The 16,511-nt window shown below is 40.7% G+C and carries 16 protein-coding genes and 1 pseudogene; 1 reads left to right on the forward strand and 16 read right to left on the reverse strand.

All coding sequences use genetic code 11. The features are described 5' to 3' along the window. Positions 1 to 238: 238 nt before the first annotated feature. From kdsB to C8P65_RS10775, 4 genes are all read right to left on the reverse strand, one after another. The gene (gene kdsB, locus C8P65_RS10760) at positions 239 to 976 is read right to left on the reverse strand and encodes a 3-deoxy-manno-octulosonate cytidylyltransferase (RefSeq protein WP_107782803.1); all 738 of its coding nucleotides are present in this window, start codon (positions 974 to 976) and stop codon (positions 239 to 241) included. An 86-nt stretch (positions 977 to 1,062) separates the two neighbouring features. Continuing rightward, a complete protein-coding gene (gene accC, locus C8P65_RS10765; protein WP_107782804.1) occupies positions 1,063 to 2,415 on the reverse strand; it encodes an acetyl-CoA carboxylase biotin carboxylase subunit in 1,353 nt (450 codons plus the stop codon). Between the two features lie 37 nt (positions 2,416 to 2,452). Continuing rightward, positions 2,453 to 2,956, reverse strand: coding sequence for an acetyl-CoA carboxylase biotin carboxyl carrier protein (gene accB, locus C8P65_RS10770; protein WP_107782805.1), 504 nt, complete (start codon positions 2,954 to 2,956; stop codon positions 2,453 to 2,455). 27 nt (positions 2,957 to 2,983) lie between these two features. Further along, on the reverse strand, positions 2,984 to 3,994 hold the full coding sequence (locus tag C8P65_RS10775) for a beta-ketoacyl-ACP synthase III (RefSeq protein ID WP_095914411.1): 1,011 nt from the start codon (positions 3,992 to 3,994) through the stop codon (positions 2,984 to 2,986). A gap of 303 nt (positions 3,995 to 4,297) precedes the next feature. On the opposite strand from C8P65_RS10775, the gene C8P65_RS10780 reads away from it, so the two are divergent. Further along, on the forward strand, positions 4,298 to 5,926 hold the full coding sequence (locus C8P65_RS10780; RefSeq protein ID WP_107782806.1) for an acyl-CoA carboxylase subunit beta: 1,629 nt from the start codon (positions 4,298 to 4,300) through the stop codon (positions 5,924 to 5,926). An 82-nt stretch (positions 5,927 to 6,008) separates the two neighbouring features. On the opposite strand, the gene ruvB is transcribed toward C8P65_RS10780, so the two are convergent. The 12 genes and pseudogenes from ruvB to C8P65_RS10840 all read right to left on the reverse strand — a co-directional run. After that, a complete protein-coding gene (gene ruvB / locus C8P65_RS10785; protein ID WP_009388592.1) occupies positions 6,009 to 7,031 on the reverse strand; it encodes a Holliday junction branch migration DNA helicase RuvB in 1,023 nt (340 codons plus the stop codon). Between the two features lie 21 nt (positions 7,032 to 7,052). Continuing rightward, positions 7,053 to 8,237: a pseudouridine synthase gene (locus C8P65_RS12135; protein ID WP_170069107.1), complete on the reverse strand. Its 1,185-nt coding sequence runs from the start codon at positions 8,235 to 8,237 to the stop codon at positions 7,053 to 7,055. Positions 8,238 to 8,307: 70 nt separating this feature from the next. Beyond that, positions 8,308 to 9,162, reverse strand: coding sequence for an ATP synthase F1 subunit gamma (gene atpG / locus C8P65_RS10795; protein WP_107782807.1), 855 nt, complete (start codon positions 9,160 to 9,162; stop codon positions 8,308 to 8,310). 35 nt (positions 9,163 to 9,197) lie between these two features. Further along, entirely contained in the window at positions 9,198 to 9,905 is a 708-nt protein-coding gene (locus C8P65_RS10800; protein ID WP_245887399.1) for a DUF1266 domain-containing protein, read from the reverse strand. Between the two features lie 39 nt (positions 9,906 to 9,944). Continuing rightward, positions 9,945 to 11,525 (reverse strand): F0F1 ATP synthase subunit alpha, encoded by a 1,581-nt coding sequence (atpA, locus tag C8P65_RS10805; RefSeq protein ID WP_107782809.1) that lies wholly within the window; start codon positions 11,523 to 11,525, stop codon positions 9,945 to 9,947. Between the two features lie 53 nt (positions 11,526 to 11,578). Further along, positions 11,579 to 12,127: an ATP synthase F1 subunit delta gene (gene atpH, locus C8P65_RS10810; RefSeq protein WP_095914405.1), complete on the reverse strand. Its 549-nt coding sequence runs from the start codon at positions 12,125 to 12,127 to the stop codon at positions 11,579 to 11,581. A gap of 9 nt (positions 12,128 to 12,136) precedes the next feature. Then, positions 12,137 to 12,628, reverse strand: coding sequence for a F0F1 ATP synthase subunit B (locus tag C8P65_RS10815; RefSeq protein WP_107782810.1), 492 nt, complete (start codon positions 12,626 to 12,628; stop codon positions 12,137 to 12,139). A gap of 82 nt (positions 12,629 to 12,710) precedes the next feature. Further along, the gene (gene atpE, locus C8P65_RS10820) at positions 12,711 to 12,911 is read right to left on the reverse strand and encodes an ATP synthase F0 subunit C (protein ID WP_107782811.1); all 201 of its coding nucleotides are present in this window, start codon (positions 12,909 to 12,911) and stop codon (positions 12,711 to 12,713) included. Positions 12,912 to 12,953: 42 nt separating this feature from the next. Then, positions 12,954 to 14,024 (reverse strand): F0F1 ATP synthase subunit A, encoded by a 1,071-nt coding sequence (gene atpB, locus C8P65_RS10825; RefSeq protein ID WP_107782812.1) that lies wholly within the window; start codon positions 14,022 to 14,024, stop codon positions 12,954 to 12,956. A gap of 176 nt (positions 14,025 to 14,200) precedes the next feature. Then, positions 14,201 to 14,719, reverse strand: a complete 519-nt coding sequence (locus C8P65_RS10830; RefSeq protein ID WP_107782813.1) for an adenine phosphoribosyltransferase — start codon at positions 14,717 to 14,719, stop codon at positions 14,201 to 14,203. Between the two features lie 11 nt (positions 14,720 to 14,730). Continuing rightward, positions 14,731 to 15,669 carry a citrulline utilization hydrolase CtlX gene (gene ctlX, locus C8P65_RS10835; protein ID WP_107782814.1) on the reverse strand — a complete coding sequence of 313 codons (939 nt, stop codon included), beginning with the start codon at positions 15,667 to 15,669 and terminating at the stop codon, positions 14,731 to 14,733. A 448-nt stretch (positions 15,670 to 16,117) separates the two neighbouring features. Beyond that, positions 16,118 to 16,511 (reverse strand): annotated as a pseudogene (locus C8P65_RS10840) (hypothetical protein); the annotation flags it as partial.

The following is a 16,511-nucleotide window of genomic DNA, read 5'->3' on the forward strand; positions in this document are numbered from 1 at the left end:
TCTACTTCTTACAGATGTAGTCTCTCTTTTTTTATTTATTTTATAACAATATTCTTAAAGAATTAGGTAGTTTTATGTATAGTGTGTATTTTAGTGTTGTATTAGACGTAGCAAAGATAATAAAAAAATAAAATCTTTCAGTATTTTTTTATCAAGAAGTTATCAACAATTTTATAAACTATTGATTGTCACACAAAAGCAAAAAAAATATTTTTTATTTTTATATGTATCCCTCTTTTTAGCTCCCTTTTTTCGAGAGTCGTATTCGTGCTTTTTCCAAATCATCAGGGGTATCAATCCCTATGGTGGGTATATTTGTTAACGCTAAGCGTATTTTATATCCATTTTCTAAGTAACGTAATTGCTCCAACTTCTCTGTTTCTTCTAAAACAGAAGGGGGCAACTCGGTGAAGCGTTGTAGGGCTGCTTTCCGATAGGCATAGATACCAATGTGCTTGTAATAAGGAGCTCCTACATCAGCACGCTGATAAGGAATTACTGACCTCGAAAAGTAAAGCGCTTCATTCTGGCGATTTACCACTACCTTTACATTATTAGGATTAGCTATCTCTTCAGGGTCGGTGATTACCTCCATTAGGCTCGCTACATCTACAGTCTTATCAACATCTTTAGCGAAAATATCGATTACCTTTTCCAGATTTTCTTTATTGGTGAAAGGCTCATCGCCCTGCACATTCACGATAATATCGACTGGCAGGTCTTGTGAAGCTTCTGCTAAACGGTCGCTACCGCTGTTGTGTTCTTTTTTACTTCTGATAACCCTACCTCCTACTTCGCTGATAGCTTTTTCGATGCGGTCATCGTCAGTTACTACATACACCTCATCAAACAGTTGCGTATCCTTAACGCGCTGGTAAGTATGCACAATCACTGGCTTACCACAGAGGTCTTGCATCAGTTTGGCTGGGAAACGCGTTGCACCATAACGCGCTGGTATCATTGCTATTACTTTCATATTTTTGATTTAACAATTAACCAATAACAAGGGACTATTAAAAAAACAACGTTTTTTTTGAATAGTCCCTTTATATTAATACTTCATTATTCTCCCGCTTGGGGTTTCATCTTAAAATCTTCCATAAACTTAGTGGTGTAATTGCCCGCCAAATAATCGGGGTCATCCATCAACTGCAAATGGAATGGTATCGTGGTCTTTACGCCCTCTACCACAAACTCATCTAACGCACGGCGCATCTTGGCTATCGCCTCTTCGCGCGTTTGTGCTGTGGTGATGAGCTTCGCTATCATAGAGTCGTAGTTAGGCGGAATCACATAACCGCTATACACGTGGGTATCGAGACGCACTCCGTGTCCGCCCGGTGCGTGTAGGGTAGTGATTTTGCCTGGTGAGGGTCTGAAGTCGTTATAAGGGTCTTCAGCATTGATACGACACTCTATAGCGTGTAGTTTAGGGGTGTAGTTCTTACCAGAAATAGGCACTCCTGCAGCTACTAATATTTGTTCTCTAATAAGGTCGTAATCAATTACTTGCTCGGTAATAGGGTGTTCTACTTGTATACGGGTGTTCATCTCCATAAAGTAGAAATTGCGGTCTTTGTCTACCAAAAACTCTACCGTACCAGCTCCTTCGTACTTGATGTACTCGGCTGCTTTTACGGCTGCCTCGCCCATACGCTTGCGAAGGTCTTCGGTCATAAAAGGCGAAGGTGTTTCTTCGGTTAGCTTCTGGTGGCGACGCTGGATAGAGCAGTCGCGCTCTGATAAGTGACAAGCCTTACCGTATTGGTCGCCTACTATCTGAATTTCGATGTGGCGAGGGTCTACGATAAGTTTTTCCATATACATAGCATCGTTGCCAAAGGCAGCTCCGGCTTCTTGCATTGCGCTATCGAGGGCTTTTTCGAGGTCTTCCTCTTTCCACACATCGCGCATACCACGCCCCCCGCCTCCGGCAGTAGCTTTCAGCATCACAGGGTAGCCTATCTCGGCCGCTATTTTCTTAGCGTGCTCGAGCGATTGTACTAATCCGTCAGAACCAGGCACCGTAGGTACGCCCGCCTCTTTCATAGTAGCTTTGGCTGAAGCCTTGTCGCCCATACGCTCTATCATTTCAGGTGATGCCCCGATGAATTTGATACCGTGTTCAGCACAAATCTTTGAAAACTTGGCATTTTCTGAAAGAAACCCATATCCTGGGTGGATAGCATCGGCATTGGTGATTTCGGCAGCTGCTATAATATTAGGTATTTTTAAGTATGAATCTTTGCTCGCTGGAGGACCTATACACACGGCTTCGTCAGCAAAACGAACGTGCAAACTATCAGCATCGGCAGTAGAATATACCGCTACCGACTTGATACCCATTTCCCTACAAGTACGTATTACTCGCAAGGCTATCTCTCCGCGGTTAGCTATTAATATTTTTTTAAACATAGTATTCCTTTTTAAAAATAAAGGTTTTGGGTCTCATCTATGATGGGTCTACCAAATATAATGGTTGATCGAACTCTACAGGAGAAGAGTCGTCTACCAATATTTTTACGATTTTACCAGATACTTCTGATTCAATCTCGTTGAAAAGTTTCATCGCTTCGATGATACAGATAACGCTTCCTTTAGAAATAGTTGAACCTACTTCGACAAACAAAGGTTTATCTGGACCAGGGCGGCGATAGAAAGTGCCTATCATCGGTGATTTGATAGTGATATATTTGCTATCTTCACTAGGTGCAGGTTTGTTTTCAGTAGCCTCTGGTGCCGCCACCGGAAGGGTCTGGGTAGGTAGGGGTTGCTGAATAGGCAACTGAGGGAGCTGCTGTGCTACAGGTAGTTGCTGCACATAGACTTGCTCTCTGCCACTCTCATCGGAATTGGTTTTGATAGTGATTTTTACATCCTCCATCTCCAATTTTACCTCACTTGCGCCCGACTTGACAACAAATTTAATTAAGTTTTGAATGTCTCTTAAATCCATACGAATATATGTTTGCTGAATTGTTGTTTATTTTTTTACTTGGGCGCCGTCGTATGCCCATTTTAGGTATATAGCCCCCCAAGTGAAACCACCACCAAAGGCTGCTAATACTATGTTATCGCCTTTTTTGAGCTGTTGCTCGTAGTCATTAAGGGCGAGAATGATAGTAGCTGAAGTGGTATTGCCGTACTTGTGAATGTTTAGCATCACTTTTTCGGCAGGTAGCCCCATACGCTCAGCAGTGGCATCGATGATGCGCTTATTAGCCTGATGCGGGGTAAGCCATTGTACATCATTATTAGTTAGGTTGTTGCGTTTTAGCACCTCTTCAGCCACATCGGCCATACCGGTTACTGCGTATTTGAAAACGGTCTTACCATCTTGAAACACAAAGTGTTGCTTTTCGGCTACTGTTTGAGCGGTGGTAGGACAAAGAGAGCCTCCTGCCTTGATATACAGGTGGTTGCGCCCTATACCATCACTTTTTAGGATTTCGTCTTTCACCCCTAATCCTTCGTAGTTAGGCTCGAAAAGCGCTGCCCCTCCTCCATCGCCAAAGAGGATACAAGTAGCGCGGTCGGTATAATCGATAATAGACGACATTTTGTCGGCACCTACTAACAATACTTTTTTATAACGCCCTGACTCTATGTATTTGGCAGCCACTGACACGCCAAATAAGAAACTTGAGCAAGCTGCTTGTAGGTCGAAAGCAAAGGCATTGGTTGCCCCTATTTGCGAAGCTACATAAGGGCCTGTAAGTGCTACGGGCATATCGGGAGTAGCTGTAGCGAGGATAAGCAGGTCTATCTCTTTAGGGTCTAAACCTTTCTTATTGAGGAGGTCTTTAGCAGCCTCTATAGCCAAGAAAGAGGTACCTTTTTGAGGGTCTTTCAAGATACGGCGTTCTCTGATACCTGTACGAGTGTAAATCCACTCATCATTTGTTTCTACCATTTTCTCGAGCATAGCATTGCTGAGTACATCCTCTGGTACATAGCCACCGATAGCGGTAATGGCAGCAGATATTTTCTCCATTGTAAATGTCAAGTTATTGTTATTCAATTATTGTGTTTTAGTATAGCACACAAATTTGGGGCAAAAATACATAATTATTTTGTTTTATCGCAAAAAAAGTTTAAAAAAATATTGGTTATAGTAAAATTATAATGAAATTCACTCAGTTATAGCTCGCTAATTTTTCGCTTATCCTTCGCTCATCCTATATTGTTCCTATATCGTTTGTATAGGGTAAAAGCGTAAGAGAAAATTTTTCTGCTAATTGGTAAATTTGCTAATTGACAAATTATACACTACCTTTGTGCCCTCATTAATTAGTAAATGAATATCGAATTTAACAGCAACGAAGATTTTAATAAATTAGCTCTGAGCGAATTGCGAAAACGCCTGAAAAAAGTAAAAGAAGGTGGCGGAGCTAAAAACTTAGAAAAACTACACGCTCAAGGTAAACTCTCTGCCCGCGAGCGCATTGACTATTTGTTAGACAAAAACACTCCCTCTATAGAAATCGGTGCTTTTGCCGGCGATGGTATGTATGCCGAACACGGAGGTTGCCCTTCAGCAGGTGTGGTAGTAGTAATAGGCTATGTATCTGGAAAACAGTGCATAATAGTAGCTAATGACGCTACCGTAAAAGCAGGGGCTTGGTTCCCCATTACTGCCAAAAAAAACCTACGCGCCCAAGAAATAGCTATCGAAAACAATTTGCCTATCATCTATTTAGTTGATAGTGCAGGCGTTTTCTTGCCCTTGCAAGATGAGATTTTCCCTGATAAAGAGCATTTTGGACGTATTTTCAGAAATAATGCCCTGATGAGTAGCAAAGGCATCACCCAAATAGCCGTAGTGATGGGTAGCTGTGTGGCGGGAGGTGCTTATCTGCCTATTATGAGCGATGAAGCCTTAATCGTAGATAAAACTGGCTCTATCTTCTTGGCTGGCAGCTACTTAGTAAAAGCTGCTATAGGTGAAAATATCGACAACGAAACATTAGGAGGGGCTACGACTCATTGTGAAATTAGTGGGGTAACCGATTACAAAGCTACTGACGACCGCGATGCCTTAGACCGTGTGCGCCGCACTATGGCAAAACTGGCTGACTACGAAAAGGCTGGCTTTAATCGCTCTGAACCTCACGCCCCTATAAAAGACCCGAACGAAATATACGGTATTCTGCCCAAGCTGCGCAGCGAGCCGTATGATATGAGGGAAATTATCCTACGCTTAGTTGATAATTCAGAATTTGACGAGTATAAAGAGGGCTATGGACAGACGCTCCTCACCGGCTATGCGCGCATAGATGGCTGGGCGGTAGGCATTGTAGCCAATCAACGAAAGGTGGTAAAAAGCAAAAAGGGAGAAATGCAATTTGGAGGGGTTATCTATTCTGATAGTGCTGACAAGGCTACTCGCTTCATTGCTAATTGCAACCAAAAGAAAATTCCGCTTGTATTTCTGCAAGATGTTACCGGTTTTATGGTGGGCTCAAAATCAGAACACGGAGGTATTATAAAAGACGGTGCTAAATTAGTAAATGCAGTTGCTAACTCGGTAGTGCCTAAGTTTACCGTAGTAGTAGGAAACTCTTATGGGGCAGGCAATTACGCTATGTGCGGCAAAGCCTATGACCCTCGCCTTATCGTTTCTTGGCATAGTGGCAATATAGCCGTAATGGGGGGAGCTCAGGCTGCTAAAGTACTCCTACAGATAGAAACTGCTACCCTTAAGAAGAAAGGAGAGGAGATAACCGCTGAAAAAGAAGCGGCACTGTTTAAGCACATCAAAGATAAGTATGATGAGCAGATTTCGCCTTACTATGCAGCTGCCCGTCTATGGACAGATGCTATTATCGACCCTCTACAAACCCGCCAATGGATTTCGATGGGTATAGAAGCGGCGAACCACGCGCCTATAGAAAAACCTTTTAACTTAGGTGTAATACAAGTATAACCCATAATACAACACAAAAAAACTTTGCCAAAGTACTGATTTAGTACTTTGGCAAAGTTTTTTTTGTAATCTACAATATAATTTATTCGAAGTTCATCATCGATAGTTGATAGCTACGCCCTAAGTGTTTGTAAGCTAACTCCGTAACCTCGCGACCACGAGGGGTACGCACTATAAAACCTTGTTGGATAAGGAAAGGCTCATACACCTCTTCTATAGTTTCAGCACTTTCAGAAACAGCAGTAGCAAGAGTTGTAATCCCTACAGGGCCTCCTTTAAACTTATCGATGAGGGTACTGAGTATTCTGTTGTCCATCTCATCTAAGCCGTGTGCATCGACATTTAGGGCTTTGAGTCCAAATCTGGTGATTTCAATATCTATCTTGCCATTACCTTTTATCTGAGCAAAATCGCGGATGCGGCGCAAAAGGGCATTGGCAATACGCGGAGTACCTCTGCTCCTGCTTGCTAACTCGATAGCTGCTTCCATAGAGATGGGCATCTTTAGGATAGAAGCACTGCGCTGTATAATGTCAGCCAAAAGCTCAGTAGAATAATACTGTAGTCGGCTTTGTATACCGAAACGCGCCCGCATAGGGGCTGTGAGCAAACCAGAACGGGTTGTGGCTCCTATCAGTGTAAAAGGGTTTAGATTGATTTGTACCGTACGGGCATTAGGGCCAGACTCTATCATTATATCAATCTTATAGTCTTCCATAGCTGAGTACAGATACTCTTCTACCACTGGACTCAAGCGGTGTATTTCGTCTATAAAAAGTACATCGCGCTCCTGAAGATTTGTGAGCAATCCTGCTAAATCACCAGGTTTATCGAGCACAGGGCCTGAGGTTATCTTAATACCTACCCCGAGCTCATTAGCCAAGATATGAGCCAATGTAGTTTTACCCAAGCCTGGGGGACCGTGAAAAAGGGTATGGTCTAGGGCTTCGTTGCGCATATTAGCGGCTTTTACGAATACTTTAAGATTCTCTAATACCGCTTCTTGTCCCGCAAAATCATCAAAAGACAAAGGGCGCAGGGCTCGCTCAATATCAAGCTCCTGCGCCGAGTAATTTTCTTTATTAGGGTTTAAGTTCTTATTCATTACAAATTTGCTAATGGCTAATTATCTCATATTTCTAAGATTAATAACCTCTTGCTGCGTGAGTCTGCGCCAATGTCCGCGAGGCAAGTCTTTTTTAGTAAGCCCCGCAAATACTACACGGTCAAGTTTATCTACCTGATAGCCCAAGTGTTCAAAGATACGGCGTACGATACGATTTCTACCACTGTGTATCTTTATTCCGATTTCGTTTTTAGGCTTTTGATCTACATAGCTTATTTCATCTACCTGAATAAACCCGTCTTCTAACTCTAAGCCTTGTTCGATAGCTATAAAGTCTTTATACTCAAGCTTGCGGTCAAGGATTACGTGGTATATCTTGCGCACTCCGTGAGTAGGATGAGTTAGCTTTTTAGTCAGCTCTCCATCATTTGTTAGGAGCAGTAACCCTGTAGTAGCTCTATCTAAGCGCCCTACTGGTAAGATGCGCGCATTGGTAGCGTTAGCGACTAAGTCCATTACTGTTTTGCGTCCTTTTTCATCATTGGTAGTAGTGATAAAACCTTTAGGTTTGTTTAGCAAGATGTATTCTTTTTTTTCTGAAGAAAGTAGCTTACCATCAAAACGCACCTCATCTGTAGGCTTCACTCTATAGCCCAAAGTGGTCATTACCTCGCCATTTACAGTTACATTGCCCGCTGAAATATACATATCAGCATTGCGGCGTGAACAGATACCTGCATCAGCTATATATTTGTTTAAGCGTATCTCTGTAGCAGGAGCAGGCGCGTATTCTACTGAAGGGGTATTGCTTTGGTAGTTACCATAAGGCTTTTTGTAAGGTTTTCTATAGCCTTCATTTCTGTTGAAGCGCTCATTTCTACTGAAATTATCATTCCTGTTAAAGCCTTCATTGCGCTTGTATTCATTATTCTTCTTAAATCCGTCATTCTTTCTAAATCCATCATTCTTTTTAAAATCATCATTGCGCTTGTAGCCTTCATTTCGTTTAAAACCTTCCTCACTTCTAAAGTTATCATTTCTTTTAAAGTTAGGGGTATATGATTTTCTGTTTTCTGAGGAAGAGTCGTTTTGGTCTCTATTGCTATTGTTATAGCGATTATTATTGTAGCGATTAGGGGTATAAGCACCTCTCTCGCTTTTTTCAGAATAATTGTTTTTCTTATAATTATTATTTTTTTGTGAGAAGCCATTGTTGCTCTCTCTGTAGTTTCTTTTGTTTTCCATACAAATTAAATCTCTCTATTTTATCTCTTATTTTTATTTTTGTAATACCTCTCGGCTTTTTCTATTTTCTTTATGATAGCGCTTCAGAACCTCCTACTATCTCTATAATCTCACCCGTAATAGTGGCTTGGCGAGCTTTGTTGTAGGTAAGTATCAATTCATTTTTAAGGTCTTGTGCGTTGTCTGTAGCTTTGTGCATAGCCGTCATACGAGCTCCGTGTTCAGCAGCTACTGAATCGCGTAGAGCCTTAAAAAGCTGTGTTTTGAGCGAGCGCGGTATAAGTTGTGTTACTATCTCTTGTTTTGATGGCTCATAAAGGTAGTCAGTAGTAGTCTTCTTATCGGTTACTACAGGCTGTATAGGCAAGAAAGTTTCTTCAGTAAGTATTTGGGTAGCAGCATTTTTAAAGCTGTTATACACCAACACTATCTGATCAAACTCGCCATTAGTATAGCGTGTCATCAGTGTTTCTGCCAATGAAGCAGCATTAGCAAAAGTGAGCTTATCAAAGATGTGATTATTATTATCGAGTACCTTATCGGTCTTTTTAAGCACATCATTCCCTTTTTTGCCAATAGTGTAGTACTGCACCTCCTTATCCTTGTAGGTAGTTTGTGTAAGTTCAATTACTTTTTTTACTACGTTAGCATTAAAGGCACCACAGAGACCTCTGTTAGAGGTAATTGCCACCAATAGCACACGCTTTACGGCACCTTTGCGAGGGTTGTAAACATTCTCGCTTCCTAATGCCGAACTCAAGTGTTCTAATAGCTGCTTGAGCTTGTATGCATAAGGTTTCATCGCTATAATAGCATCTTGCGCCTTTTTTAGCTTAGCTGCCGATACCATTTTCATAGCCCCTGTGATTTGCATCGTTGAGCTTACTGATGAAATCCTGCTTCGTATTTCTTTTAAATTTGCCATCTTATCAATTAACAATTAGCAATTTACCATTGCTGTTAAAAAGGGTATTTCTGATAAACATCTATATCTTCTATCTTCCTTAATGAAGGCGATTTGCTGTGGAATAACTGTGAGGTTAGAATTATAAGGTCTTCTAAATCAAAACCTTGAATAGTACGTCCTAAAAGGAAAGAGATAGTATATTCATGCCAATTTTTGCCTTGTTCTTTTGCAATAGCTGATACTTGATTTAAAACTTCCCACATTTCAGCTTCTGTGAGATACTTACACCAATAGCACCATTTAGCTAAAGAAGCCGCTCTACACAAATCCCAAGCATAAGCCGACTTTACAGCCTCTACCTCTGCTACTTCTATCCCTAACCCTTTAGCTATTTGCTTCTGAATTTTGCTAAGCTCAGGCGAAGTTTCTGTTAGCAAATGCCTAAACTGCAACGAACGTTTCTGTGCCAATAAGTCACCAATAGTTTCCTTTGCTGAAGCCGTATCGGTTATTTCCCACTGCTGGCGTAACCCTGACTGATACCTATCTAACACCTCTTTAGGCATAAGACTTGTAAGGCTCTCACCGCGATAATAAGCCAATATCGCTCCATAAGTAAGCAATCGTTTTTGCTCGTCTGTAAGTGGTTGCTGATTGATGTGTCCTACTTGTCCTTGCAAACGTTTCTTTGCATAGGTTCTAGTTACAAAAATTTGTAGCCCAACTGCTGCTACTATTGCAATAATTATATATATAGGCATAATTGAAATTATTTAATAATGTTATGAATATTTCTGTTTCTATTTAGCATATTTCTCAGCCAATTCTTTAGCTACTTTTTCGAGCGTAGCGGTAATCTCATCGGTTAGTTTACCTGCTTTAAGTTCGTCTAACACATCGCGATGCGATACATTCAAGAACTCTAAGTATTCTCTTTCAAACTCTTTTACTTTGTTTACAGGTACTTGGCGCAACAAGTTTTTAGAACCTGCATAGATAATCGCAATTTGGTTTTCTACCGGATAAGGGTCGCTTTGTGGCTGTTTCAAGATTTCCACATTGCGCTTACCTTTCTCTATCACTCCCATAGTAGCCGCATCAAGGTCAGAACCAAACTTAGCAAAAGCTTCAAGCTCGCGGTATTGCGCTTGGTCTAACTTAAGTGTACCTGCTACTTTCTTCATCGATTTAATCTGTGCCGAACCTCCCACACGCGATACCGAGATACCTACGTTAATAGCCGGACGTACCCCTGAGTTGAAAAGGTCAGACTCCAAGAATATCTGCCCGTCAGTAATCGAAATTACGTTAGTAGGGATATAAGCCGATACGTCTCCTGCTTGTGTTTCGATAATTGGCAAGGCTGTTAACGAACCGCCTCCTTTTACTAAAGGAGCTATACTTTCTGGCAAGTCGTTCATTTGGCGCGCTATGGCATCATCACTAATCACTTTAGCAGCACGCTCTAAGAGGCGAGAGTGCAAGTAGAACACGTCACCAGGGTAAGCCTCACGTCCAGGCGGGCGGCGTAATAGCAATGACACCTCACGGTAAGCTACCGCTTGTTTAGAAAGGTCATCATAGATAATAAGGGCTGGTCTACCTGTATCGCGGAAGTACTCACCTATAGCGGCACCAGCAAAAGGAGCATATACCTGCATTGGCGCTGGGTCTGAAGCGTTAGCTGCTACGATAGTCGTATAAGCTAAAGCCCCTGCATCTTCCAAAGTCTTAGTAATACCTGCTACTGTTGAAGCTTTCTGACCGATAGCCACATAAATACAGTACACTGGTTTACCTGCGTCATAAAACTCTTTTTGATTTAGAATAGTATCTATACACACCGTTGTTTTACCTGTCTGACGGTCACCAATTACCAACTCACGTTGTCCGCGCCCTATTGGTATCATTGCGTCAATCGCTTTAACACCTGTTTGTAGCGGCTCGTTCACCGGCTGACGGAAGATAACCCCAGGAGCTTTACGCTCTAATGGCATTTCGTATAGTTGCCCAGTAAGAGGCCCTTTACCATCGATAGGTTGTCCTAACGTATTAACCACACGCCCTACGATACCCTCACCTACATTGATAGAGGCAATAAGTCCGGTGCGTTTTACAGTATCACCTTCTTTTATATCTGTAGACGGACCTAAAAGGGTGATACCAACGTTATCTTCCTCAAGGTTGAGGACGATACCTTTCAGTCCGTTATCAAATTTTACTAATTCACCGTACTGCGCATTCGATAGCCCGAAGATACGCGCAATACCATCGCCCACTTGCAATACTGTTCCTACTTCTTCTAAGGACGCATTGGCATCAAAGTGTGCTAATTGTTCTTTTAAAATTGCTGAAATTTCAGCGGCTTTAATTTCTGCCATCTTTTTCAGTTTTTAGTTATGAGTCGTTGTCTTTATTCCTTATTATTAACTATTTACACAAACAGTTTCTCTTGAAAATCTTGCTGTAGCTTGTTCAGTTTATAGGCTACACTATCGTTGTACTGAATATCGCCTACGCGCAATATAAACCCTCCTATAATATTGGCATCTACCTTATTTTCAAGGGTGATATTGCTATTATTAGTAAGGCTAATCACCTTTTGTAGCACCTCGCGCTGGGTGCGTTCATCTAAAGGTATCGCAGTGGTAACTACAGCTATTTTGTGGTGCTTATATTCATTGTATTGCCATATAAACTTCTCTGCTATAACCCCAAGCATAGGCAAACGCCTATTAGCTATCAGCAGGTCGAATAGGCGATGCACTTCAGGAGTGATAGAAGTAAATACTCTATTGAGAACCTCCTTTTTAACGATAGTTTTAACGATGGGCGAAATAAGCATCCGCTCCAAATCCTTACTACCTTTCACGGTTTTATCAATCAGCAACATATCTTGATACACTGCCTCCAAAGCGTTCTGCTGTAGAGCGTATTCCAAGAGTGCTTTAGCATATCTATTAGCAGCTCTAAATCCGTACATACCTTTCCTTTAGTTTAAAGTGACACTTTTTAAATAGTCATTGATAAGGGCTGTTTGCCTTTTCTCATCAGAAAGTTCATTCTTCATCACCTTCTGTGCCATTTGTATAGAAAGTGAAGCTACTTGGTCTTTCAGCTGTGCTAAGGCTACTTTCTTTTCGCTCTCTATCACTTGTTTAGCTTGTTTAATGAGCTTTTCGCCTTCGCGATTAGCTTCTTCTTTAGCTTCAGCTACTATTTTATCTTTTATCTCACGTGCCTCTTTTAGCATAGCATCTCTTTCTGCGCGTGCTTCAGCCAGCAATTGTTCGTTATCAGCCTTTAGATTTGCCATTTGCGCACGTGCTTCCTCAGCACTTTCTAAGGCTTTATTGATAGACTCTTCGCGCTGTTTTACTGCTCCCATAATAGGCTTCCAAGCATATTTACCTAAGAGAAAGAGCAATATCAAAAAAATGAGGGTATTCCAAAATAATAAACTTTCAGGATGTGCTAAATTCATTTTATTTAGTTATTAGTCGTTAGTTATTAGTCATTACTAAAACCGCCGTGCAACCAACCGTTACACAACGGTTTTGGGTGTTTTACTTCGCGATAAAAGCTACTACCACCGCAAAAAGGGCAACCCCTTCTATAAGAGCGGCAGCGATAATCATCGCGATTTGGATTTTTGAAGTTACTTCGGGTTGGCGAGCAATACCTTCAACGGCAGATGCTCCAATTTTACCAATACCGATTCCGGCTCCAATGGCTGCTAATCCAGCCCCAATTCCTGCTAAAACCATATATAAAAAATTTAAATAAGTTACTTTATTAAGTATGAATTACTAAGAGTGTTCCTCTTGTACCGCATCGCCTATAAATAGTGCTGATAACAGGGTGAACACGTAGGCTTGCAAAGCCGCTACCAATAGCTCTAACGTACTCATAAACAGTGTAAAAAGTACTGATACAGGCGATATAGCTACCGTACCAAAAATAAATATCAGCGATATCAAGCTAAGTATGATGATGTGCCCTGCCGTCATATTGGCAAACAAACGTATCATCAGTGCAAAAGGTTTAGTAAAGATACTGAGCACCTCAATAGGTATCATTATAGGCAATATCCATACAGGCACCCCTGGTGGCGCAAAAATATGTCTCCAATAGTGTTTATTACCACTAAATACAGTAAGTAGAAGGGTAAAAATAGCTAACATACCTGTAAAAAGTATGTTGTTAGTCATTGTACCTGCAAAAGGGAAGAAAGGGATAAGCCCAAAAAGGTTACCTACCCATATCAAGAAAAACACCGTAAGCAGATAAGGCATATAGCGAGCGTAGTGTTTTTCACCTATATTAGGGATAGCTATATCATCGCGCACAAATAACACTAAAGGTTCTAAGAAAGCCGCAAGCCCTTTAGGCGCTTTGTCGTTCTTCTTATAAGAGCGTGCCACACTAATAAAAAGACATAGCAACAACGCTGAGGCTAAAAGCATCGAAAACACATTTTTAGTGATTGAAAAGTTAAGCGGACGTGCATTCGTCACTTGCCCTTTTTCGTCTAAAGAAACTGTATTTTCAGCATTTGCGTAATAAATATCTTCATGATAACGCACGAACTTCTGTCCACCGCGTTCTACCACTACTTTGCCCTCATTGTCGTGCTCAAAAGCGTTAGACATAAACATCACTAAGCCGTTGTCCGTCCACAGGATAACAGGTAGCGGAATAGCATAGGCGTGATGATTAAAGTCCATCACGTGAAAGTCGTGAGAGTCATTGATGTGCTCATCTACCAATTTATTGATATTAAAAGGTTCTTGTTCCTGATTATCAGCCGAAAAGCCTATGGCAGGAAGTAGAAACAATAAAAATAAAGCGATATATGCGATGTATTTTTTAAGTACCATTGCTATTTATTTTATTCGTGCAAATATAGAAGTTTTTATTTAAGTGACGAAATTTTTAAGAAACTTTTTACAATACTATTTTATAAAGCACTGACAATCAACAAAAACAAAAATCCTATTTTCGTAATTTTTCTTTTAAGACAGTAGTTTTTCCGATTATTAGTTGCATTAAGCCTCTAAAGAATACTGTATACGGAGAGTCCCTTTAGTTTTTCGCGCCCGTTAAGGAAGTGCAACTCCATCAAAAAGTCGAGTTGTACTATATCGCCTCCAAGTCGTTCCACTAACTTTACCACTGCTTCAGCAGTACCTCCTGTAGCGAGTATATCATCGTGTATAAGCACTTTTTCACCTTTAGCGATGGCATCTTCGTGAATTTCAAGTACATCTTGTCCATATTCCAAATCATAGGTTTGCGAAAGCGTTTTGTAGGGCAATTTCCCTTTTTTGCGTACCGGTACAAAGCCAGCACCCAAGCGTTGCGCTAGTAGCATACCGAAGAAAAAGCCACGGCTTTCCATTCCTACCACCTTATCAACTTTCTGACCTTTAAGGTTTTCCACCAATAGGTCGATAACGTACTCTACCCCTTTCACATCCATTAGCAGAGGGGTAATATCTTTAAAAATAATTCCTTCTTTAGGAAAATCTTTAATGTCGCGTATTTTGCTCTGAATATATTCTTTTTTATCCATTTTTTTAGTTATTAATCGTTAGCTATAGGGTTAAACACTTCTGCCATCATACAGCGGGCACTACCGCCGCCACAGGTTTCTATGGTCTCTAAATTGCTGTGAATAATAGGACAATGCTTCTCAATAGTTTGTCGCTGTGCGGCTGTCAGACAGTTGTAGGCAGCGTCACTCATCACCAAATACGACCTGTCAGCCCCTTGCACTTGCAGCATATTGCCCGCGTATTGGTACATCTGTTCTGCAGTGATACTGATAATCTCTTTGTGGTCTTCTTTTAGGTGGTGCAACACATTTTTGCGCTCGCTTTTGTCAGTGATAGTATCCAAACACACCACCGCAAAATCCTCACCCAAAGCCATCATCACATTAGTGTGATAGATAGGCACTTGCTTATTATCAACCTGCTGATAAGCGCTAAATATCACAGGGGTATATTCAAAATCCTCGCAAAACTCAATAAAAAGTTCTTCATCAGCACGAGGCGAGAGCGCACAATAAGCTTTCCGATTTACCCTATCGAGTATCATAGCCCCTGTACCTTCCAAAAACACATTTTCTTTTTCAGCTTCGGTATAGTCATACACATTTTCTATGGCGAAACCCTCAGCTTCCACCCTATCCAAAATATCCTCGCGACGTTCACGACGACGATTTTCAGCAAACATAGGGTATATAGCCACATCACCATTTTGGTGAAAGGTAATCCAGTTGTTAGGAAACACCGAATCAGGAGTATTTTGTTCGTAGATATCATCTACCACTATCACTTTTACCCCTACTATGCGCAGTTTATGCACCAACGCATCAAACTCTTGTTGAGCCTGACGGTTAATTTCCTCATTTTTCAAATCCATTTCCTCTTGGAAATAGTTATTAACCACCGTTTCTTCATTCATACGGAAGCGCACAGGGCGTACCATTAGTACGGTATTGGTAAGTTGTTTTTTCATTATAAATGTTTAATGCGGTCAGCAATCAAAGGCACAAAGGTACAAATAATTTATCAATTAGCAAATTTGCCTATTAGCAGAAATTTTTTATCTCCACATTTACCCTTTACGAACGATACAGAAACGATACAGGAAGAGCTAACGATAAGCGAAGGATAAGCGACCCATTACCGAAATATAAACATCTACTATCCCAGCCCTCTCAGTCCTCCCAGCCTTCCCTCAATCGCCGGTGCGGCTCGCCCTCCCAGCCCTCCCAGCCTTCTCATTCCTCCCACCAGTCCCACAATTCAAAATTCATAATTCCCCTCGCACTATTTAGAGCGCTTTATAGACTTAAAAAACTCTTATCTCTATAGTGAGTAAAAGAAAATAATAAGGTAGTTCTTTTTTATTGTATTGATTGTTAATGAAATAAATTTTTAACAACACATCTGATACATTACCCCTACCTATTGAAAATATTTTTTTCCTTAGAAAAGGATGGAATAGGAGCTACTTTACCTACTTTTTCAAGAGCAAGCCCTTTAATGTCTAACTCATTAAGTATACTTTCTAACTCTTGAGTGCAAAATAATTTTATTTCTGAAGTAGCATCTCTAAATATTATGTTCTTAGATGCTTCTTCATAAAAATACAAATCTTTGTTTCTGTATAATTCCATTCTCTTTAAATGACTTACCCCTTCATTATTTATACCCTTCACTATATTTTGGATATTGATAAAAACAAAATTCCTCTTTACATTGAAGCTGTTTAAACTTTTTCCTATAATAAAATAAAAGTTCCCGAAAATTAGTAATTTTGTGTTTGAGAAAAAAAGAACACCAAAATTCAAGAAC

It is taken from the genome of Capnocytophaga leadbetteri, from assembly GCF_003054025.1.
Classification (GTDB): domain Bacteria; phylum Bacteroidota; class Bacteroidia; order Flavobacteriales; family Flavobacteriaceae; genus Capnocytophaga; species Capnocytophaga leadbetteri.

What these genes read in the sequence shown, in the direction of transcription:
- ctlX (WP_107782814.1), bottom strand. Translation starts at nt 15,669, where the DNA reads ATGAAAAAACAACTTACCAATACCGTACTAATGGTACGCCCTGTGCGC.
- atpB (WP_107782812.1), bottom strand. Translation starts at nt 14,024, where the DNA reads ATGGTACTTAAAAAATACATCGCATATATCGCTTTATTTTTATTGTTT.
- C8P65_RS10815 (WP_107782810.1), bottom strand. Translation starts at nt 12,628, where the DNA reads ATGAATTTAGCACATCCTGAAAGTTTATTATTTTGGAATACCCTCATT.
- kdsB (WP_107782803.1), bottom strand. Translation starts at nt 976, where the DNA reads ATGAAAGTAATAGCAATGATACCAGCGCGTTATGGTGCAACGCGTTTC.
- atpG (WP_107782807.1), bottom strand. Translation starts at nt 9,162, where the DNA reads ATGGCAAATTTAAAAGAAATACGAAGCAGGATTTCATCAGTAAGCTCA.
- atpH (WP_095914405.1), bottom strand. Translation starts at nt 12,127, where the DNA reads ATGTACGGATTTAGAGCTGCTAATAGATATGCTAAAGCACTCTTGGAA.
- atpA (WP_107782809.1), bottom strand. Translation starts at nt 11,525, where the DNA reads ATGGCAGAAATTAAAGCCGCTGAAATTTCAGCAATTTTAAAAGAACAA.
- C8P65_RS10800 (WP_245887399.1), bottom strand. Translation starts at nt 9,905, where the DNA reads ATGCCTATATATATAATTATTGCAATAGTAGCAGCAGTTGGGCTACAA.
- C8P65_RS10780 (WP_107782806.1), top strand. Translation starts at nt 4,298, where the DNA reads ATGAATATCGAATTTAACAGCAACGAAGATTTTAATAAATTAGCTCTG.
- C8P65_RS10830 (WP_107782813.1), bottom strand. Translation starts at nt 14,719, where the DNA reads ATGGATAAAAAAGAATATATTCAGAGCAAAATACGCGACATTAAAGAT.
- atpE (WP_107782811.1), bottom strand. Translation starts at nt 12,911, where the DNA reads ATGGTTTTAGCAGGAATTGGGGCTGGATTAGCAGCCATTGGAGCCGGA.
- accC (WP_107782804.1), bottom strand. Translation starts at nt 2,415, where the DNA reads ATGTTTAAAAAAATATTAATAGCTAACCGCGGAGAGATAGCCTTGCGA.
- C8P65_RS10775 (WP_095914411.1), bottom strand. Translation starts at nt 3,994, where the DNA reads ATGGAGAAAATATCTGCTGCCATTACCGCTATCGGTGGCTATGTACCA.
- ruvB (WP_009388592.1), bottom strand. Translation starts at nt 7,031, where the DNA reads ATGAATAAGAACTTAAACCCTAATAAAGAAAATTACTCGGCGCAGGAG.
- C8P65_RS12135 (WP_170069107.1), bottom strand. Translation starts at nt 8,237, where the DNA reads ATGGAAAACAAAAGAAACTACAGAGAGAGCAACAATGGCTTCTCACAA.
- accB (WP_107782805.1), bottom strand. Translation starts at nt 2,956, where the DNA reads ATGGATTTAAGAGACATTCAAAACTTAATTAAATTTGTTGTCAAGTCG.